The following is a 15,487-nucleotide window of genomic DNA, read 5'->3' as shown; positions in this document are numbered from 1 at the left end:
CTGTAAGAGGAGATTGAGTCGATGATGGGCGATCAAAGGGAGATGCGGGATAAGCTGTTCTACGGCATTCAAGCCTGAGGCCAAGCGGGTTGTGGCCGATATCTGGCGACCTTGGACAACGCAGTCTTTGGAGCCATTACGCCTGTAGGCTCCAAGTTCAGCTCGCCTGTCCATCCTGCGGCACGCTGGACTGCCTCGTGGGCAAGCAAGTACTCGGCCGCTGTGGAACCGTACAGGCCTCATCTCGTTCTCAGAGGGTCCCGTCGGAGCACTCCCACGGTTCTTGACAATGGCCGGAGCCGCAATGCCGCTAATCGGATTTCACGCCTCGCACGAACAGGTCGACCCAGTATCGCTGCTGAAGGCGGTGCAGGCGGCGGAGAAGGCCGGCTTCGAAGCCGCCATGTGCTCCGACCATTTCTCTCCCTGGAGCGAAAGACAGGGGCAATCGGGCTTTGCATGGTCGTGGCTAGGTGCTGCGCTACAGGCGACCTCCTTGACAATTGGGGTGGTCAATGCACCTGGACAACGCTACCACCCTGCGATCATAGCGCAGGCCGCCGCAACGCTCGGCCTGATGTTTCCGGGCCGCTTCTGGGTGGCGCTTGGCTCTGGAGAAGCATCGAACGAGCATATCACCGGTGAAAGCTGGCCACCGAAAGCTGTCCGCAACGCCCGGCTGGGCGAGTGCGTGAAGGTGATGCGCGCCCTGTTTGCCGGCGAAACGGTGTGCCATGACGGTCTCGTCAGGGTCGATCGGGCGAGGCTGTGGACGCTCCCAGACGAGCCACCGAAGCTCATCGGCGCGGCAGTCAGCGTGGAGACCGCTGGCTGGGTGGGCCAGTGGGCCGACGGCCTGATTACGGTAAATCAATCGCGCGAGCATCTCAGGCGCATGATCGATGCATTCCGCGGCGGCGGCGAAACCAAGCGGCTCTACCTCCAGGTCCATCTGTCCTACGCGCGGGACGAAAGCGCTGCGCTCGAGATCGCCCACGACCAATGGCGATCGAACATGTTTGCGCCGCCCGTCTGTTGGGATTTGGAGCTGCCGGCGCATTTCGACGAAGCGTCCCGTTTCGTGCGCAAGGAAGACATGCGCGAAGCCGTCCTGATCTCGTCGGAGCCCGCCCGCTTTGTCGATTGGCTGGGTGAACTCGCGGAGCTGGGCTTCGACGGCCTCTATCTTCACCATGTGGGAGCTGAGCAGCAGGAGTTTATCGAGACCTTTGGCGAGCGCGTGCTCCCGCAGCTGGCACGGAGTTAACTGCCATGGATATTAGCAGGACCAGCGATGTCTGGTGGAAGAACGCCGTCTTCTACTGTCTCGACGTGGAGACGTTTCGCGACGGCAATGGCGATGGCATCGGCGATTTCATCGGTCTCGCGCAGCAGATCGATTATCTGGCTGGGCTAGGTGTAACCTGCATATGGCTGATGCCATTCCACCCTAGCACGAACCGCGACGACGGCTATGACATCTCCGACTATTATGCCGTCGATCCGCGCTTGGGGACGCTGGGCGATTTCGTAGAGTTCGTACGTACGGCGCGCGACCGCGGCATCCGGGTGATATCCGACCTGGTGGTCAACCACACCTCACGCGAGCATCCCTGGTTCCAGGCTGCGCGCTCCGACCGTAAGTCGCCCTACCGCGACTGGTATGTCTGGCGTGACGAGGTGCCGAAGGGTGGCTCTGAAAGTCTGGTCTTTCCGGGCGAGGAGGAGAGCAACTGGGAGTGGGATGAGAAGGCCGGGCAGTTCTACCTGCACCGCTTTTACAAGCATCAGCCCGACCTCAACATAGCGCATCCGAAAGTACGCGAGGAGATCCGCAGGATCGTCGGCTTCTGGCTGGAAATCGGACTTTCGGGCTTCCGGGTTGATGCCGTGCCGTTCCTGCTGGAGACTGAAGGCATCACGCAGCAGATGAAGATCGCTCCGCATGATTGGCTGCGCGACCTGCGCAGCTTTCTCGGGCGCCGGTGCGGCGATGCGATGCTGCTGGGCGAGGTCAACCTCGAATATGAGGAGGTGCGCCGCTTCTACGGTGACGAGGGTGGCGACGAGTTGCACATGTGTCTCAATTTCAACCTCAACCAAGCCCTCGCCCTGGCGTTGGTGCGCCAGGACGCAGGGGCGCTCGTCCATAGCTTACGCGCAATGCCCACCTTGCCGCGCGACGCCGCCTGGGCGAACTTCGCGCGCAATCACGACGAGTGGTCGCTCGACAAGCTGACCGAGGCGGAGCGGCAGGAAGTGTTCCGCGCTTTCGGGCCAAAGCCTGAAATGCAGCTCTTCGGCCGGGGTCTGCGCCGACGTCTGCCGACAATGCTCAGCGGCGACCAGACCCGCATTCGGCTCGCCTACAGCCTGATCTTCTCATTGCCTGGAGCACCGGTCCTCTTCTATGGCGAGGAGATCGGACTGGCGGAGAATCTCGATATTCCCGGCCGCCTCAGCGTGCGTGCGCCTATGCAATGGTCGAACGAGCCCAATGGCGGCTTCTCCGCAGCTGCGCCCGACAAGCTCAGCCGCCCCGTCGTCGAAGGAAGGAAATGGGGACCGGCTGCAGTCAACGTGGCAGACCAGGAGCGCAATCCACAATCGCTGCTGAGCTGGATGGAACGCCTCATCCGCCGCCGGCGCGAGACGCCCGAAATCGTATTCGGCGATTGGAGCCTCCTGTCTGTGGCTGAACCCGCAATCCTCGCTTTGCGCTACGACTGGGATGGCCAGACTTCGATCATCATCCACAATCTGGCTGCCAAAGATCAGAAAATCTCATTTAAGCTGAATCGGCCCCTTGGGCAGGATGGTTTAATTGACCTGTTCGGCGAGGGGGATGTTTCCGCAGGCCGGGACGGATCCGTTTCCCTTGCTCTCGCCGGCTACGGATATCGCTGGTTTCGACTTCGACGGCTCGCCGAAAACATCGCCGTCTAGCCGATATGCGATTAAGCAGCCGATCCAGCCCCGCATTTCGGACGTGTTAGAAGTGGGTACTCGGTCGCGCATCAGACAATTTCGGCACCGCCTAATTCAGAACGCCAGTCCGACCGTACTGAGCGCTTCACGCTGACGGTAGCTATCCACCGTCAGTGGCACGGAGGCGCTCGGATCCATGAAGCCCAGTTGGAAACGCAGGCTCATCAAATGGCTGGAGCAGGTGCCAATGCAATCCTCACGCAAACCCTGCGTACGCTACGCGAACTATACGAGGAATAGGCAGGAGACGGGAGATGGCTGAGGAGACACACATTGCCGGCACTGTCGATACGTGTTGTCGAAATCCCTCAGCCTCCTTACCGCCTCGCAAGCTTCACCGCCGCGTTCTCTTTCAACGTCCTCGCGTTTATGGGACGGCGGCTAACCGAATTGTGCCATATAATATCGGTTTTCGTCCACAAGGCACTGCCCGAGGCGCCATTCCACGGGCACGCCTTGCAAAGTGTAAATCACCCGATCCAGCCGCATGACAGTTGTTCCTGAGGCAACTTGCAGCGCGGCGGCTACCTCTGGATCTGCATCGCCGACGGTAATGCGCTCATCGCCACGGCCTAGCAGGACGCCGAATTGCTGCGACAGCACAGTGAGGTGTTTCGATGCCTCGTTATGACCGATGACTCCGGGAAACAATTTCGCGGATAGCACGACATCCTCGAGCATATAGGGCTCGCCATTCTCCGACCAGACGCGCCGGATATGATGCACCCGGTCACGGGCGCGCAGGCGCAGGCGCATGCCATCGCGTTCGCTCACTATCGTTTCATGAACGCTCAATACCTCCACGTCGCCGACCTTCTGCTTGCCATCCCGGCTTCTGATATTGCTGTAGCGCGCAGTAGATTCCTCGGAGGACTGGTCGTTCACAAAGGTGCCGCGGCCTTGAAGTCGCGTGAGCAGCCGCTGGGATTCCGCCAAGTCGAGCGCCTTGCGCATTGTGCCCGGGCTAACCCCGAACTCGCGAGCCAGCTCGGTCTCGTTAGGAATGGCGACGCCGGGCTTCCACTCGTGGGAGGCAATCCGCAGGGCGATTGCGTCGCGCACCTGCAGGTAGAGTGGGTGATTTGTAAAACGATTGGTTGGAAGCTCATTCTTCACCGCGTAAACTTCGGATGTTTCTCTCATAGATGGCTCCTCATGCCTTCAACCACGAGCCGGTAGGGGAGATCCGGCTTCCTTATTATGTTCACGAGTAAGAATACATGTTTATGGTGTATGCGTGCCGATAGTGTCTGACCATGCAGGAGGACGCCAGCCTATTGCGAGAAGAACGTTATCTCTTCGTTAGTCCGATAGCGGTCAAATGACAGCAGATATGCCATAAAGAAACCTGTAAATTTTTACTCACTCAATCCGGAGCGGTGGTAGTTAAATCACTTAAGTGTTTGATAGAAATGCACTTCTGGAAATTTATTATATTAGATACTATTTTCTTAGGGGCATACCATTAGATATATAACGGGAGAAAATCCGCCTCGCAAGAGTGGCGGAGGAAGAAACCTCCCATCGCTTTATCGTTAATGAATTCTTTATCAGCCGCCTAATGGATTCTGGATCGATACGGGACAGCGCACAGCCTCACGTTGAACCATGGGCAGTGTCTGGACCTGCGCTGCATCCGATATCTGCGGGGCAGGTGCCCGGCGTCAAAGGGCTGACCGAGCGCTAGAGCGCTCTCAAGAACGAGGAGCATCTTGTTCAAATGCCATCGTCCTGTGACTTCTGACGGTAGGTTGCCTGCCAGTCGAGCTCACTTAGTTGATCAACTGGTTTAGCATCTATGGCTTCAGCATCTCTCCGGCATGCAGAACGGCAATATTTGACAGATAAACAGGCTTAAGAATAACACGAAGGAATATGCTTTAACTTGAACTGAAAATAAATAAATTTGAACTTATTAAATAATACAGGAGTATTGCATTAAGTATTTCTTCACGAGCTGGATTTAGCTTTCAGGTAGATGCTGGGCAGGCAAGATTCTCAGCCAAGATATGGAGTGATGATAATGAGTCGGGCAACAAGCGCTGGCGTGATCGCCCTAGGGGCGGCGGCCGGCCTGATCATATCACTTATTGCTTATACTACGCGTTCCAGCGGGATTAACGGCACAGGGGGCGCGCTTTTGGTCATCGCGTCCAGCACCGCGATCCTGCTTGCAGCCCTGGCGCTCGTCATATGGACGTCGATGCGGGGTTGGCTGCCGGGAACACTTATCTTTCTACTGATACTGGGGATCCTGGGCACCGCATTTGCCGCCTATCTCCTCGACAGTGCTTGGCTTCTGGTCGCAATGGCGGTCTGCCTTGTGGGCTGGTTTCTCACTGTCGGCGCCCGACGCGCTCCCGTCGTTCGCAGCGTACGCTCGGTGAAAGGAAAGGCATCGTCATGAACAGCATTCTGAAGAAGCGAACTGTTGCCCTGTGCTCCGGCCTTGCGCTCGCGACCATTCTCGGCCTGGCTCCCGCAGGAGCAGCCGACAATACCTGGGCAACATTCAACGGAGATCTGAAGGCGCAGAAATATTCCCCGGCTGACCAGATCACGCCCGGCAATATCGGCCAGCTCAAAAAAGCTTGGGAAGTGCACACCGGCGACGTCTCGGATGGCAGTGGCAACATTCCCATGAGTGTATGGTCGGCGACCCCACTCTTCGTCAACGACACGGTTTATGTTGGCACGCCTTTCTACAATATCGTGGCCATCGAGCCCGATACGGGCAAGGTAAAATGGACCTACAAGAGCAATGCGGTCTTGAAAGCTCTGACCCAGCCGGACATGAAGAACCGCGGCGTTGCTTATTGGCAGGCAGAAAACCCCGCTGAGGGACAGCCCTGCCAAAAACGTATCTATATCGGCACGATGGACGCGAAGCTCCACGCCGTCGATGCCGATACGGGCAAGCCGTGCGCGGATTTCGGCGTGAACGGTATTCTCGACATCAATGCCTGGAACACCCAAAACGCCAAATGGCCGCTCTCCATTCTCCAGCCGCCGACCGTCTATAAGGACAAGCTCTATATCGGCTGGGCCGGCAAGGACTGGGTGGAAAGCATCGCGCCTCCCGGAACGGTTTTTGCCGTGGATGCAAGGACTGGCAAGCTTGAATGGACCTTTGAATCCATTCCTGAGAGCGTCCGGGCCAAGACGGGCACGGCCAATGTCTGGTCCAGCATGTCCATCGATACCGATCGCAACATTCTCTACCTCCCGGTGAGTTCGCCGAGCCCGAATTTTTATGGCGGGAACCGGACCGAACCTATTCCGCTCGCGACATCTGTAACTGCCGTTGACACGGAGACGGGCAAAATCATCTGGAGCCGACAGCTGGTGCACCATGACATATGGGATTACGACACCAATTCTGCTCCCACGCTGGTCGACATAGAGAAGAATGGCCAGACTATCCCCGCTCTCGTTCAGGCGTCGAAGCAGGGCTTCCTTTATATCCTCAACCGCTATACGGGCGAGCCGATCTACCCGATCGAGGAGCGTCCGGTTCCTGCTTCCGACGTGGAAGGCGAGGTGGCCGCAAAGACGCAGCCTTTCGTCGATCATCCGGAGCCGATGGTTCATGCGGAATGGCCCGGCATATTCTGGCTCGCCGATACGCTGAGCTTCGGCTATTGCAGCCGAAAGCTGAAAGAGCTCCGCAATGAGGGCCGCTTCACGCCGCCGAGCCGCCAGGGAACGCTCGCTTACCCTGCCACGATCAGTGGCGTCGAATGGGGCGGTGGTGCGGTGGATCCGGTGAGCCAGACCTACGTCGCCAATCACTCCCATGTGGTGCAGATATATCAGATTCTGCCCCGGGAGATATATAACGAAGACACGGACAACGATGTCCGTGAAACCGGCGGCTTTGCGCCCATGAAGGACAGTCCCTACGGATTCAACCTGACGACCTTTCTCAATCCGTTCGGTATGCCGTGCTGGAATCCGCCCTATGGTGAACTTTCCGCCTATGATCTGAAGACCGGCAATCTTCTCTGGCGCAAGCCGATGGGCGCGGTCCAGCAGTGGGGCTTCTATATGCCTGATGCCTGGGGTTCTGTCACCATCGGGGCGCCGGCGATCACCAAGAGCGGCCTTATTTTCATCGGCGCCTCCATGGACTCCAAGGTTCGCGCCTTTGATCAGAAGACAGGGGATGTTCTGTGGAAAGCAGACGTTGATGCGCCGGCCGTTGCCATGCCTGCTATCTATACCTACAAGGGCAAGCAATATGTGGTGTTCGTAGCGGGTGGCAATTCCATCCTGACGCCACGCGTGAGCGATCAGGTCGTCGCCTTCACCTTGCCCGATGCGAACTGACCGCAATGAGAGCCACGCGGGATGTGCAAAACAGCGCGCGCTCCTGGAAAGGCGCGCGCGCTGGGCGATTATTCATTTTCCTTGATTGAAAAGGGCAGGGGGCGCTCACCTGTCCAGGCAACAGACCTGCCGCTGTATGCGATGCGTGCGGCGGGATGTCGAGATTCTAGGGAGTAGCGTGGCTTTCCAGCGCCCTCAATATTCGATAGCCGGCCTTCACCCGCTCCGCGTTGGGATAGGCTCTGTTCGCCAGCATCACGACGCCGATGTTCCTGGCGGGGATGAAGGCGGCATAGGCGCCGAAGCCATTGGTCGAACCGGTTTTATTGATCAGCACGTTTTCCCGAGGCGGCAGTGGTGGAGAAAGTCTCGTCACCTTGTTGGCGTTGCGGCTCATCTCGAAGGAATTGCCTGCAAGCAGGCGGTCGATATCCGTCGGGTAGGCATACACTTCCCATCCAAGTCCCTGCGTCATGTCGCCCACCCGGTAATATCCCGTGTGCGTGGCAGCGATCGCGCCTTGGAGCGTTGCATCCAACTTCAAGCCGTTCATGTTAGCTTCGACAAACCGGATGAGATCCGCCGCCGTCGTCTTCACACCATAAGCCTCGGAACCCAAAATACCCGGCGTCACCCGGATGGGCTTGTTGTTCTTCGAATAGCCAAAGGCATAGTCCTCCATCCGACCCTGCGGAACCCGGATATAGGTGTGGTTCAAGCCGAGTTTCGCAAAAATCTTTTCTTCGATCAGGTCATCGAATGGCTCGTTCATGCTTCTGGCCGCGAGATAGCCGAACAGGCCAATGCTTGGATTGGAATATTGCCGATGCGTGCCGGCAGGGTATGCGGGACGCCAATTCCTATAATAACCGGCCATCTTAGTCTGATTGGTGACACTGGATGGAAACTGCAGTGGGAGACCGCCAGCCGTATAGGTGCCGAGATCGAGAAGGCTGATCCTGTCGAAACTGCTGCCGGTAAGCGCAGGCAGGTATTTGCTTGCATTGTCGGAAAGGGACAGCCTTCCAAGCGCCTCGGCGTAGGAGGCGAGGGTGGCCGTAAAGGTTTTGCTGATCGAACCGATTTCGAAAATCGTGTTTTCGCTGACCTTCCGACCGCTTTCCTTCGAGGCGACACCATGGTTGAAGAAATATCGCTTTCCTCCCACTGTGACCGCGACGGCCATTCCCGGCACCTTGTTTTCTTCCATGATGGGGCGGATCGCCCCGTTCACGGCGCGCTCGATCTGGCTCTGCACATCGTTGCCGGCGGCATGAGCGCTTGCACTGAAGTAGAGGCAAGCCGCCGCAACAATTCCAACCTTGGGAAGGGAAATTTTTCTCATCCTGGATACCGTCCTGATGTTCTTCTGATCGACAGTTCTTGCTGCAGCAGGGCGTATATAAAGGGTCAACGGAACCTGGACAAACGACGATATCTTGCAGGAGCCATGAGAATAACTGGGGGCTCCGAAGTGGCCAGATTTTATGATGCAAGGGGCCGATCACGACGCGCGGCCCTGCTGAATTGGCGGAACGGAGAGAGACACCATGCCCACCAGCGATGACCTCAAGGGATTGATGAAGTTTTTGACGCGCGACGAATGGCACACGTGCTTCGACGAAGTGCTTGAAGACCACATCGGAGGGGTCCTCGACGCCGACCAGGGCATGGAACTCGCAGATCTCGCTGAAATTCTGGGCGACCACTGGGCGAGCACGCTTTGGGGCTGCGCCTTTGAGGATTTCCTGACCCAGCAGTTCGAGGTCGAAGGCGGCAATATCGTCGATGAATATCTCAAGCGCCGGGGCTGGAAGGAAGGGCCCCAATCCAAAGCCTATATGGAAGCCCTGCGCACCTCCGTCATGAGCCTGTATGAAGTCAGCGATGTCGTTTTCGGGCAATCGCTCATCGCGCGCGATCTCATTCGGGGGGGTGAACCGATCCTAGTCAGCGACGGGACGGCTACAAAGATCTTGAAACAAGGGGACAAGATTGCCGCGCGGATCGTTTCCGTCATGGGGAAGAATGTCCTTGCGGGCGGTCTTTTGCCGTTCACTCCCGAGGCAACCGAGGCGCTGTTCGATACTTTGCGGCATGTGTTCGCAGAAGAAAACACGAAAACGCTGCCCGCGATCGGGGATGAGGATTTGCAGGCGGTTGCGCCTGTATTCACGTTATCCTGGCTGTCCGATATGCTCAGCCGGACAATGAACATGGATATGCCTTCCCGCGAGAATGCGGACGGCGACGAAGTCGTGTTTCACGATATTCGTTTCCCATTGTCATCAGGTGTGACGCAGAAGGACGTCGCACCGCGATTGGATGCACATCAGGAAATGTCGCGGGCGGACGCGAAGTTCTGGAACTGGTTGGACGCAACATCGAATGACAAGAACAATACAGTAGAGGGCAGCAGCGAATTTTCTTTTGACGCCACGATGGACAATGGCCAACGTGTTTTGGGTAGCGTCGAGTTGCATGGCCGCTCCCTTTACCTGTCGGTTAATTCATCAGCCCGAGCAGAGAGGGGGATAGCCCTTATACAACAGGTTCTAGGAGATCTCGTCCGCTCGCCGCTTGCTGAAATCCGCACCCTCGAACAGATAGTGGACGAACGGCCGGGCGAAAACGCCAATGCGGCTTCATCGAAAATTCCACCTGATATCGCCGAGCAGTCGGTTCATCAGATCCTGGATCGGCAATATCACGAACCCCTCGATCAATCGGCGCCGATGTTGGGGAGCAAGACGCCGCGCGAAACTGCCAAAACTCCGGCAGGCCGGAAATAGGTCGCAGAATAGCTCCAATATCTCGAAAGCCGGCTCCTGATGACCCATGACGACCTGCAGCGTCCAGTGAATGTGGAGCGAAGTCGGGGTGGCGAATCTGCGCCGCTAACACGTTGCGCATTTCCTGCACGAGGCAGGTTTCGAACCCTTCGGTTCGCTGGATAGTTTATTTGTTCATGAGGTTTTTTACGAGACTCTGGAGATTGTAGTCGATCACCGCGATCGCGACCGCCATGCTCTCTAGAGTATCGATCGCTTTCTGATCAAGCTGAAGGGTATTCTTGCCATCAGCAGCAGCATCGATCCTCTGCCCACGCCTAGCTTTCCGCCGCTCTTCTCCAGACATCGCGTTCCCCGATCCCATATTGATACAATTTTAATTAATCACACATGTAATTTTCTTACAAGAATTAAAGATTCGCCACCCACAGTCTATGTATTAGGGCATCCATGATAGATGAATCTCTATTGAGATGGTGCGCGACAAGTCATCCGCGATGTTGATCGGATTTCGACGATATCAACGCCGGCCACCCCAGCCATCCAGCCATATTGGGAGCCTGGTCCAGATCAATCTGCGCCAGGTCGAAGGCCGTCATCCTTGCTCCCGACGTTGGCCGCCAGCGGCAGGGATGGGCCGGTCGGGCTGGCAGCTACGGTTCAGTTGCTTAATATTTAGGCGCAATTGGCGTTTTCGCATCATAATGATGCAAGCCAGCCCGAAATCACGACTGTTCATTGGCAAATCCCGGCGTCCTGGTGGTTTGGCATGGGTGTTGCTTTGCCAGGGAATTGAAAAAACATATGGGAACATAAAATGATGCGCAGACAGTTACTTGCGATTTTCGGGGCAGCAACGCTGGCAATCACACCGCTTTTGACGGCAAAGGCAGCTTTGGCCGACACGCTGGCCGATATTGCGGCGCGCGGCGTGCTGCGTGTAGCGGTGCCGCAGGATTTTCCGCCATTCGGCAGCGTGGGCACCGACATGGCGCCCATGGGCTACGATATCGATGTGGCCAAACTCATTGGTGAGAAGCTGGGCGTGAAGACCGAGCTTGTGCCGGTGACGAGCGCCAATAGGATACCTTATCTCCAGACCAATAAGGTCGATCTGGTCATTTCCAGTCTGGGGAAAAATGCCGAGCGTGAAGCGGTGATCGATTTCTCCACTGCCTATGCGCCGTTCTTCAATGGCGTCTTCGCGCCGGATGCGGTGAGCGTTTCAAAAGCGGAGGATCTGGCGGACAAGACGATTGGCGTCACTCGGGGCGCGGTCGAAGACCTCGAACTGACAAAGATCGCGCCGCAGGATGCAGTGATCAAACGCTATGAAGACAATAACGGCACCATTTCCGCGTTTCTCTCGGGGCAGGTCGAGGTTGTGGCGACCGGAAATGTCGTTGCTGCTGCGATCCTTGCCAAGAACCCGCCGAAGCGGCCGGAATTGAAATTCCTGATCAAGAATTCGCCTTGCTATATCGGCTTCAACAAGAACGAACCTGCGCTTCAGGAAAAGGTCGACGCCATTATTGCTGCCGCCAAGGCCGATGGCTCCCTAAACGCCATTTCGCAGAAATGGCTGGGCGCTGACCTTCCCGCCGACCTCTAAAAAAAGCCGCACCGATCGCTGTCCCCGCTATCGGCGGGGCGGCATTCACTTTCCCGAACAGACGGGTATTTTCCTTGAAATATGTCTTCGACTTCGCGTGGCTGGGTCAATATTGGCCCGTGCTCCTGAAAGGTGTCGCCGTCACCATCGGATTGATAACGGTCGGTGCCGTTCTTGGTATCGCGCTCGGCATCTTTTGTGCCTGGGCGAGGGCGCTTGGACCCAAATGGCTGCGGCCGGTCATCACCGCCTATGTGGAACTGATCCGCAACACGCCTTTCCTGATCCAGCTTTTCTTCATCTTCTTCGGTCTGCCGTCGCTCGGTCTGCAAATGAGCGAATTGCAGGCCGCCAATCTGGCGATGGTCGTCAATCTGGGTGCCTATAGCTGCGAGATCATCCGGGCCGGCATTCAGGCCGCGCCGCGCGGCCAGTCCGAAGCAGGAGCAAGTCTTGCGATGTCCCCCATCCAGACGTTCCGCCATGTCATCCTCGTGCCGTCGCTGCAGCGTATATGGCCGGCGCTTTCGTCGCAGGTCGTCATCGTCATGCTGGGCTCGGCCGTGGTTTCGCAGATCGCGGCGGAAGATTTGACTTATGCGGCAAACTTCATCCAGTCCCGCACCTTCCGGGCCTTCGAAGCCTATTTCGTATCAACGGCAATCTATCTTCTTCTTGCAATCGCGCTACGGCAGGTGCTTGCCGCTGTTGGCACGATGATTTTCCCAAGGAGGTCGCGCCAGTGATCGAATTTTCGCTCTGGGACATCTTGCGCAATCTGCTCCTTGCCACGCGCTGGACTGTCCTTCTGTCGCTCGTCGCTTTCATCGGGGGCGCCTTGGCCGGAATCCTGCTTCTGTTCATGCGGATCGGCAAGCGCCGCGCACTGCGTCTCTTTGCAAAATGCTATGTCGAGCTGTTTCAGGGCACGCCGCTTCTGATGCAGCTTTTCCTGGCGTTCTTCGGCCTGGGGCTGTTGGGCATCGATGTTCCCGCCTGGCTGGCTGCGGCGGTTGCGCTCATTCTCTGGACGGCCGCCTTCCTCGCGGAAATCTGGCGCGGCTGCGTAGAGGCCATCGCCAAGGGGCAGTGGGAGGCTTCCTCCAGCCTCGGCATGGGCTATCTCCAGCAAATGCGCTACGTGATCCTTCCGCAAGCGCTCAGGATCGCCATTCCGCCGACGGTTGGATTCTCGGTTCAAGTGGTCAAGGGGACGGCGCTGACCTCGATCATCGGCTTCGTGGAATTGTCCAAAGCCGGCACCATGGTGACGAACGCAACCTTCCAGCCCTTCACCGTCTACGGGCTGGTCGCGCTTATCTATTTCGCTCTTTGCTGGCCCCTGTCGAAGAGCAGCCAGATTCTGGAAAGGAAGCTCAATGTCGCTCATCGAAATCACTGAGGTCCGCAAGAGCTTCGGGGCCAATGAGGTGCTCAAAGGCATCAGTCTCGATGTCGATCCGGGCGAGGTCGTCGCCATCATTGGAAAGAGCGGCTCGGGCAAGTCGACGCTTCTGCGGTGTATCAACGGTTTGGAAAATATCGACAGCGGCACCATTTCCGTCGCCGGCGCGCAACTGCAGCCGGACGAACTGCATCTCAAGGCGCTGCGGCTGAAGGTCGGCATGATCTTCCAGCAGTTCAATCTTTTTCCGCATCTGACGGCGGGCGGCAACGTCATGCTATCGCAAATGGTGGTGAAGAAGGCTTCGAAGCCCGAGGCAGAGGCGATGGCGCGAAAGATGCTGGAGCGAGTAGGGCTGGCGCACAAGTTCGATGCTTATCCGGACGAGCTCTCCGGCGGCCAGCAGCAACGCGTGGCGATTGCGCGGGCGCTGGCCATGCAGCCGATCTCATTGCTCTGTGACGAGATCACTTCCGCGCTTGATCCGGAATTGGTTTCGGAGGTTCTGGCAGTGGTGCGCGAACTTGCCGCTGAGGGCATGACGCTCATGATGGTGACGCATGAGATGAAATTCGCACGTGACGTCTGCAGCCGGGTGGTATTCATGCATCACGGTCGGGTCCATGAGATCGGTCCCCCGGCCGAGGTATTCTCAAATCCGAAAACACCAGAGTTGAAGCAGTTCCTCGGCATGCTTTAGCACTAAGTCTGACGAAGATGCGGTCGAACACGCCCATCCTGCTTCAACGCGCGCCAGCCGATTAAGCGCGTGCTGCGGTATGACCGCGAGGTTTGTATCGCCTGGCATGAAACGGCGGATAGGCGTCGATCATTGATCTGAGAGCGGCGGTGCAAAAGTCGGCCACGGTAGCGGCGGAATAATCCTGCTTCGGGCGGAGTAAAATCCGGCCACCTATTTCTCTTCTGCAATGAACGCAGGAGGGACAGGGGATCTACACCGTGGAACTTTATCTGAAGGTGCGGCTGGCTGTTTCGGAAGGGATGAGCCGGCGTCAGGCCGCGAAGCATTTCAACATATCGCGCGACAGCGTTGCCAAGATGGTGTCGTATTCGACGCCACCCGGCTATCAGCGGCGATCACCGATCCGGCGGCCGAAGCTGGATGCTTTCGTTTCGACGATCGAGCATTGGCTGGAAGAAGACTTGAAGGTTCCGCGCAAGCAGCGCCATACGGCCAAGCGGGTGTTCGACCGTCTTCGTGACGAGTGCGGTTTCACCGGCGGCTACACGATCATCAAGGATTAGATACGCGAGCGGGATCAGCGCCGCCAGGAAGTGTTCGTGCCGCTGTCGCATCCTCCCGGCCATGCGCAGGCCGATTTTGGTGAAGCGATGGTGGTCATCGGCGGTGTCGAGCAGAAGGCGCGGTTCTTCGTGCTCGATCTTCCGCATAGCGACGGCTGCTATGTTCGGGCCTATCCAGCGGCGGTGTCGGAGGCCTGGGTGGATGGTCACATCCATGCGTTTTCCTTCTTCGGAGCGGTGCCACAGTCGATCGTCTATGACAACGATCGTTGCCTTGTCGCCAAGATCCTGCCCGACGGCACCCGCAAGCGGGCGGTGCTGTTCAGCGGGTTTCTGTCCCACTACCTGATCCGGGATCGCTATGGCCGGCCGGGGAAAGGCAACGACAAGGGGAACGTCGAGGGTCTCGTTGGCTACGCCCGGCGCAACTTCATGGTTCCGATCCCGCAGTTTGCGACATGGGAGGCGTTCAACGCCTGGCTGGAAGAGCAATGCCGCAAACGCCAGCGCGACAGGCTGCGCGGCGAGAGCGAGACGATCGGCGAGCGGCTTCAACGGGATCTGGACGCCATGCGCCCATTGCCCGCGTCGCCATTCGATGCCTGCGACCAGGCCAGCGCCAAGGTGACGGCCCAGTCGCTGGTGCGCTACAAGACCAATGATTATTCCGTCCCGGTCGCTTATGGCCATCAGGATGTGTGGGTGCGCGGCTATGTCGATGACGTGGTGATCGGCTGCCGTGGCGAGATCATCGCCCGCCATTCCCGGAGCTGGGACCGGGAAGACGTCGTCTTCGATCCTGTGCACTACCTGCCGCTGATCGAGCAGAAGATCAATGCGCTGGATCAGGCCGCTCCACTGCAGGGCTGGGATCTGCCGCAAGAGTTCGCCACGCTGCGCCGTCTGATGGAAGGCAGAATGGCCAAGCATGGGCGGCGGGAATACGTGCAGGTTCTCCGCCTGCTGGAGAGCTTCGACCTTGCGGATCTGCATGCGGCTGTGAAGCAGGCCCTCCAGCTCGGAGCGATCGGTTTTGACGCCGTCAAGCATCTGATCCTGTGCCGGGTAGAGCGCCGCCCGCCGCGATTGGACCTG

At 57.8% G+C, this 15,487-nt stretch carries 12 protein-coding genes and 1 pseudogene; 10 read left to right on the top strand and 3 right to left on the bottom strand.

Features of this window, described 5'->3' with window-relative positions:
- The first annotated feature begins 304 nt into the window (after positions 1–304).
- Positions 305–1,267: a TIGR03885 family FMN-dependent LLM class oxidoreductase gene (locus DUT91_RS21365; protein ID WP_114442545.1), complete on the top strand. Its 963-nt coding sequence runs from the start codon at positions 305–307 to the stop codon at positions 1,265–1,267.
- A gap of 5 nt (positions 1,268–1,272) precedes the next feature.
- On the top strand, positions 1,273–2,946 hold the full coding sequence (locus DUT91_RS21360) for an alpha-amylase family protein (protein WP_114442509.1): 1,674 nt from the start codon (positions 1,273–1,275) through the stop codon (positions 2,944–2,946).
- 423 nt (positions 2,947–3,369) lie between these two features.
- Here the strand turns inward: DUT91_RS21360 and DUT91_RS21355 are convergent, their stop codons facing one another.
- Positions 3,370–4,131 (bottom strand): GntR family transcriptional regulator, encoded by a 762-nt coding sequence (locus tag DUT91_RS21355; RefSeq protein WP_114442508.1) that lies wholly within the window; start codon positions 4,129–4,131, stop codon positions 3,370–3,372.
- 880 nt (positions 4,132–5,011) lie between these two features.
- Between DUT91_RS21355 and DUT91_RS21350 the strand changes: the two genes are divergently transcribed.
- Positions 5,012–5,395: a hypothetical protein gene (locus DUT91_RS21350; protein WP_147272234.1), complete on the top strand. Its 384-nt coding sequence runs from the start codon at positions 5,012–5,014 to the stop codon at positions 5,393–5,395.
- A complete protein-coding gene (locus DUT91_RS21345) occupies positions 5,392–7,317 on the top strand; it encodes a pyrroloquinoline quinone-dependent dehydrogenase (protein ID WP_114442506.1) in 1,926 nt (641 codons plus the stop codon). Before DUT91_RS21350 ends, DUT91_RS21345 begins: the two co-directional genes overlap by 4 nt.
- A 166-nt stretch (positions 7,318–7,483) precedes the next feature.
- On the opposite strand, the gene ampC is transcribed toward DUT91_RS21345, so the two are convergent.
- A complete protein-coding gene (ampC, locus tag DUT91_RS21340; protein ID WP_114442505.1) occupies positions 7,484–8,662 on the bottom strand; it encodes a class C beta-lactamase in 1,179 nt (392 codons plus the stop codon).
- Between the two features lie 205 nt (positions 8,663–8,867).
- Here ampC and DUT91_RS21335 point away from each other — a divergent pair, with 205 nt between their 5' ends.
- Positions 8,868–10,109 (top strand): DUF7986 domain-containing protein, encoded by a 1,242-nt coding sequence (locus DUT91_RS21335; protein WP_245419865.1) that lies wholly within the window; start codon positions 8,868–8,870, stop codon positions 10,107–10,109.
- A gap of 166 nt (positions 10,110–10,275) precedes the next feature.
- On the opposite strand, the gene DUT91_RS21330 is transcribed toward DUT91_RS21335, so the two are convergent.
- On the bottom strand, positions 10,276–10,455 hold the full coding sequence (locus DUT91_RS21330; RefSeq protein ID WP_147272233.1) for a hypothetical protein: 180 nt from the start codon (positions 10,453–10,455) through the stop codon (positions 10,276–10,278).
- 471 nt (positions 10,456–10,926) lie between these two features.
- On the opposite strand from DUT91_RS21330, the gene DUT91_RS21325 reads away from it, so the two are divergent.
- The 5 genes and pseudogenes from DUT91_RS21325 to istA all read left to right on the top strand — a co-directional run.
- Complete coding sequence (locus DUT91_RS21325; RefSeq protein WP_114442503.1) at positions 10,927–11,721, top strand: transporter substrate-binding domain-containing protein; 795 nt, start codon at positions 10,927–10,929, stop codon at positions 11,719–11,721.
- Positions 11,722–11,795: 74 nt separating this feature from the next.
- Complete coding sequence (locus DUT91_RS21320) at positions 11,796–12,467, top strand: amino acid ABC transporter permease (protein WP_114442502.1); 672 nt, start codon at positions 11,796–11,798, stop codon at positions 12,465–12,467.
- The gene (locus tag DUT91_RS21315; protein ID WP_114442501.1) at positions 12,464–13,123 is read left to right on the top strand and encodes an amino acid ABC transporter permease; all 660 of its coding nucleotides are present in this window, start codon (positions 12,464–12,466) and stop codon (positions 13,121–13,123) included. The genes DUT91_RS21320 and DUT91_RS21315 overlap by 4 nt, the downstream gene beginning before the upstream one ends.
- Positions 13,101–13,826: an amino acid ABC transporter ATP-binding protein gene (locus DUT91_RS21310; RefSeq protein WP_114442500.1), complete on the top strand. Its 726-nt coding sequence runs from the start codon at positions 13,101–13,103 to the stop codon at positions 13,824–13,826. Before DUT91_RS21315 ends, DUT91_RS21310 begins: the two co-directional genes overlap by 23 nt.
- Positions 13,827–14,086: 260 nt before the next feature.
- Positions 14,087–15,487 (top strand): annotated as a pseudogene (gene istA, locus DUT91_RS21305) (IS21 family transposase); the annotation flags it as partial.

This window comes from Paramesorhizobium salinisoli (assembly GCF_003335045.1).
Taxonomy (GTDB): Bacteria; Pseudomonadota; Alphaproteobacteria; order Rhizobiales; family Rhizobiaceae; genus Paramesorhizobium; species Paramesorhizobium salinisoli.
The sequence above is the reverse complement of the archived record's forward strand: the minus strand, read 5'-3'. Positions and strand labels throughout refer to the sequence as shown.

Bases quoted from the DNA above. Each gene is read 5' to 3' on its own strand.
- DUT91_RS21365 (WP_114442545.1), top strand. From the start codon at position 305: ATGCCGCTAATCGGATTTCACGCCTCGCACGAACAGGTCGACCCAGTA.
- DUT91_RS21360 (WP_114442509.1), top strand. From the start codon at position 1,273: ATGGATATTAGCAGGACCAGCGATGTCTGGTGGAAGAACGCCGTCTTC.
- DUT91_RS21355 (WP_114442508.1), bottom strand. From the start codon at position 4,131: ATGAGAGAAACATCCGAAGTTTACGCGGTGAAGAATGAGCTTCCAACC.
- DUT91_RS21350 (WP_147272234.1), top strand. From the start codon at position 5,012: ATGAGTCGGGCAACAAGCGCTGGCGTGATCGCCCTAGGGGCGGCGGCC.
- DUT91_RS21345 (WP_114442506.1), top strand. From the start codon at position 5,392: ATGAACAGCATTCTGAAGAAGCGAACTGTTGCCCTGTGCTCCGGCCTT.
- ampC (WP_114442505.1), bottom strand. From the start codon at position 8,662: ATGAGAAAAATTTCCCTTCCCAAGGTTGGAATTGTTGCGGCGGCTTGC.
- DUT91_RS21335 (WP_245419865.1), top strand. From the start codon at position 8,868: ATGCCCACCAGCGATGACCTCAAGGGATTGATGAAGTTTTTGACGCGC.
- DUT91_RS21330 (WP_147272233.1), bottom strand. From the start codon at position 10,455: ATGTCTGGAGAAGAGCGGCGGAAAGCTAGGCGTGGGCAGAGGATCGAT.
- DUT91_RS21325 (WP_114442503.1), top strand. From the start codon at position 10,927: ATGATGCGCAGACAGTTACTTGCGATTTTCGGGGCAGCAACGCTGGCA.
- DUT91_RS21310 (WP_114442500.1), top strand. From the start codon at position 13,101: ATGTCGCTCATCGAAATCACTGAGGTCCGCAAGAGCTTCGGGGCCAAT.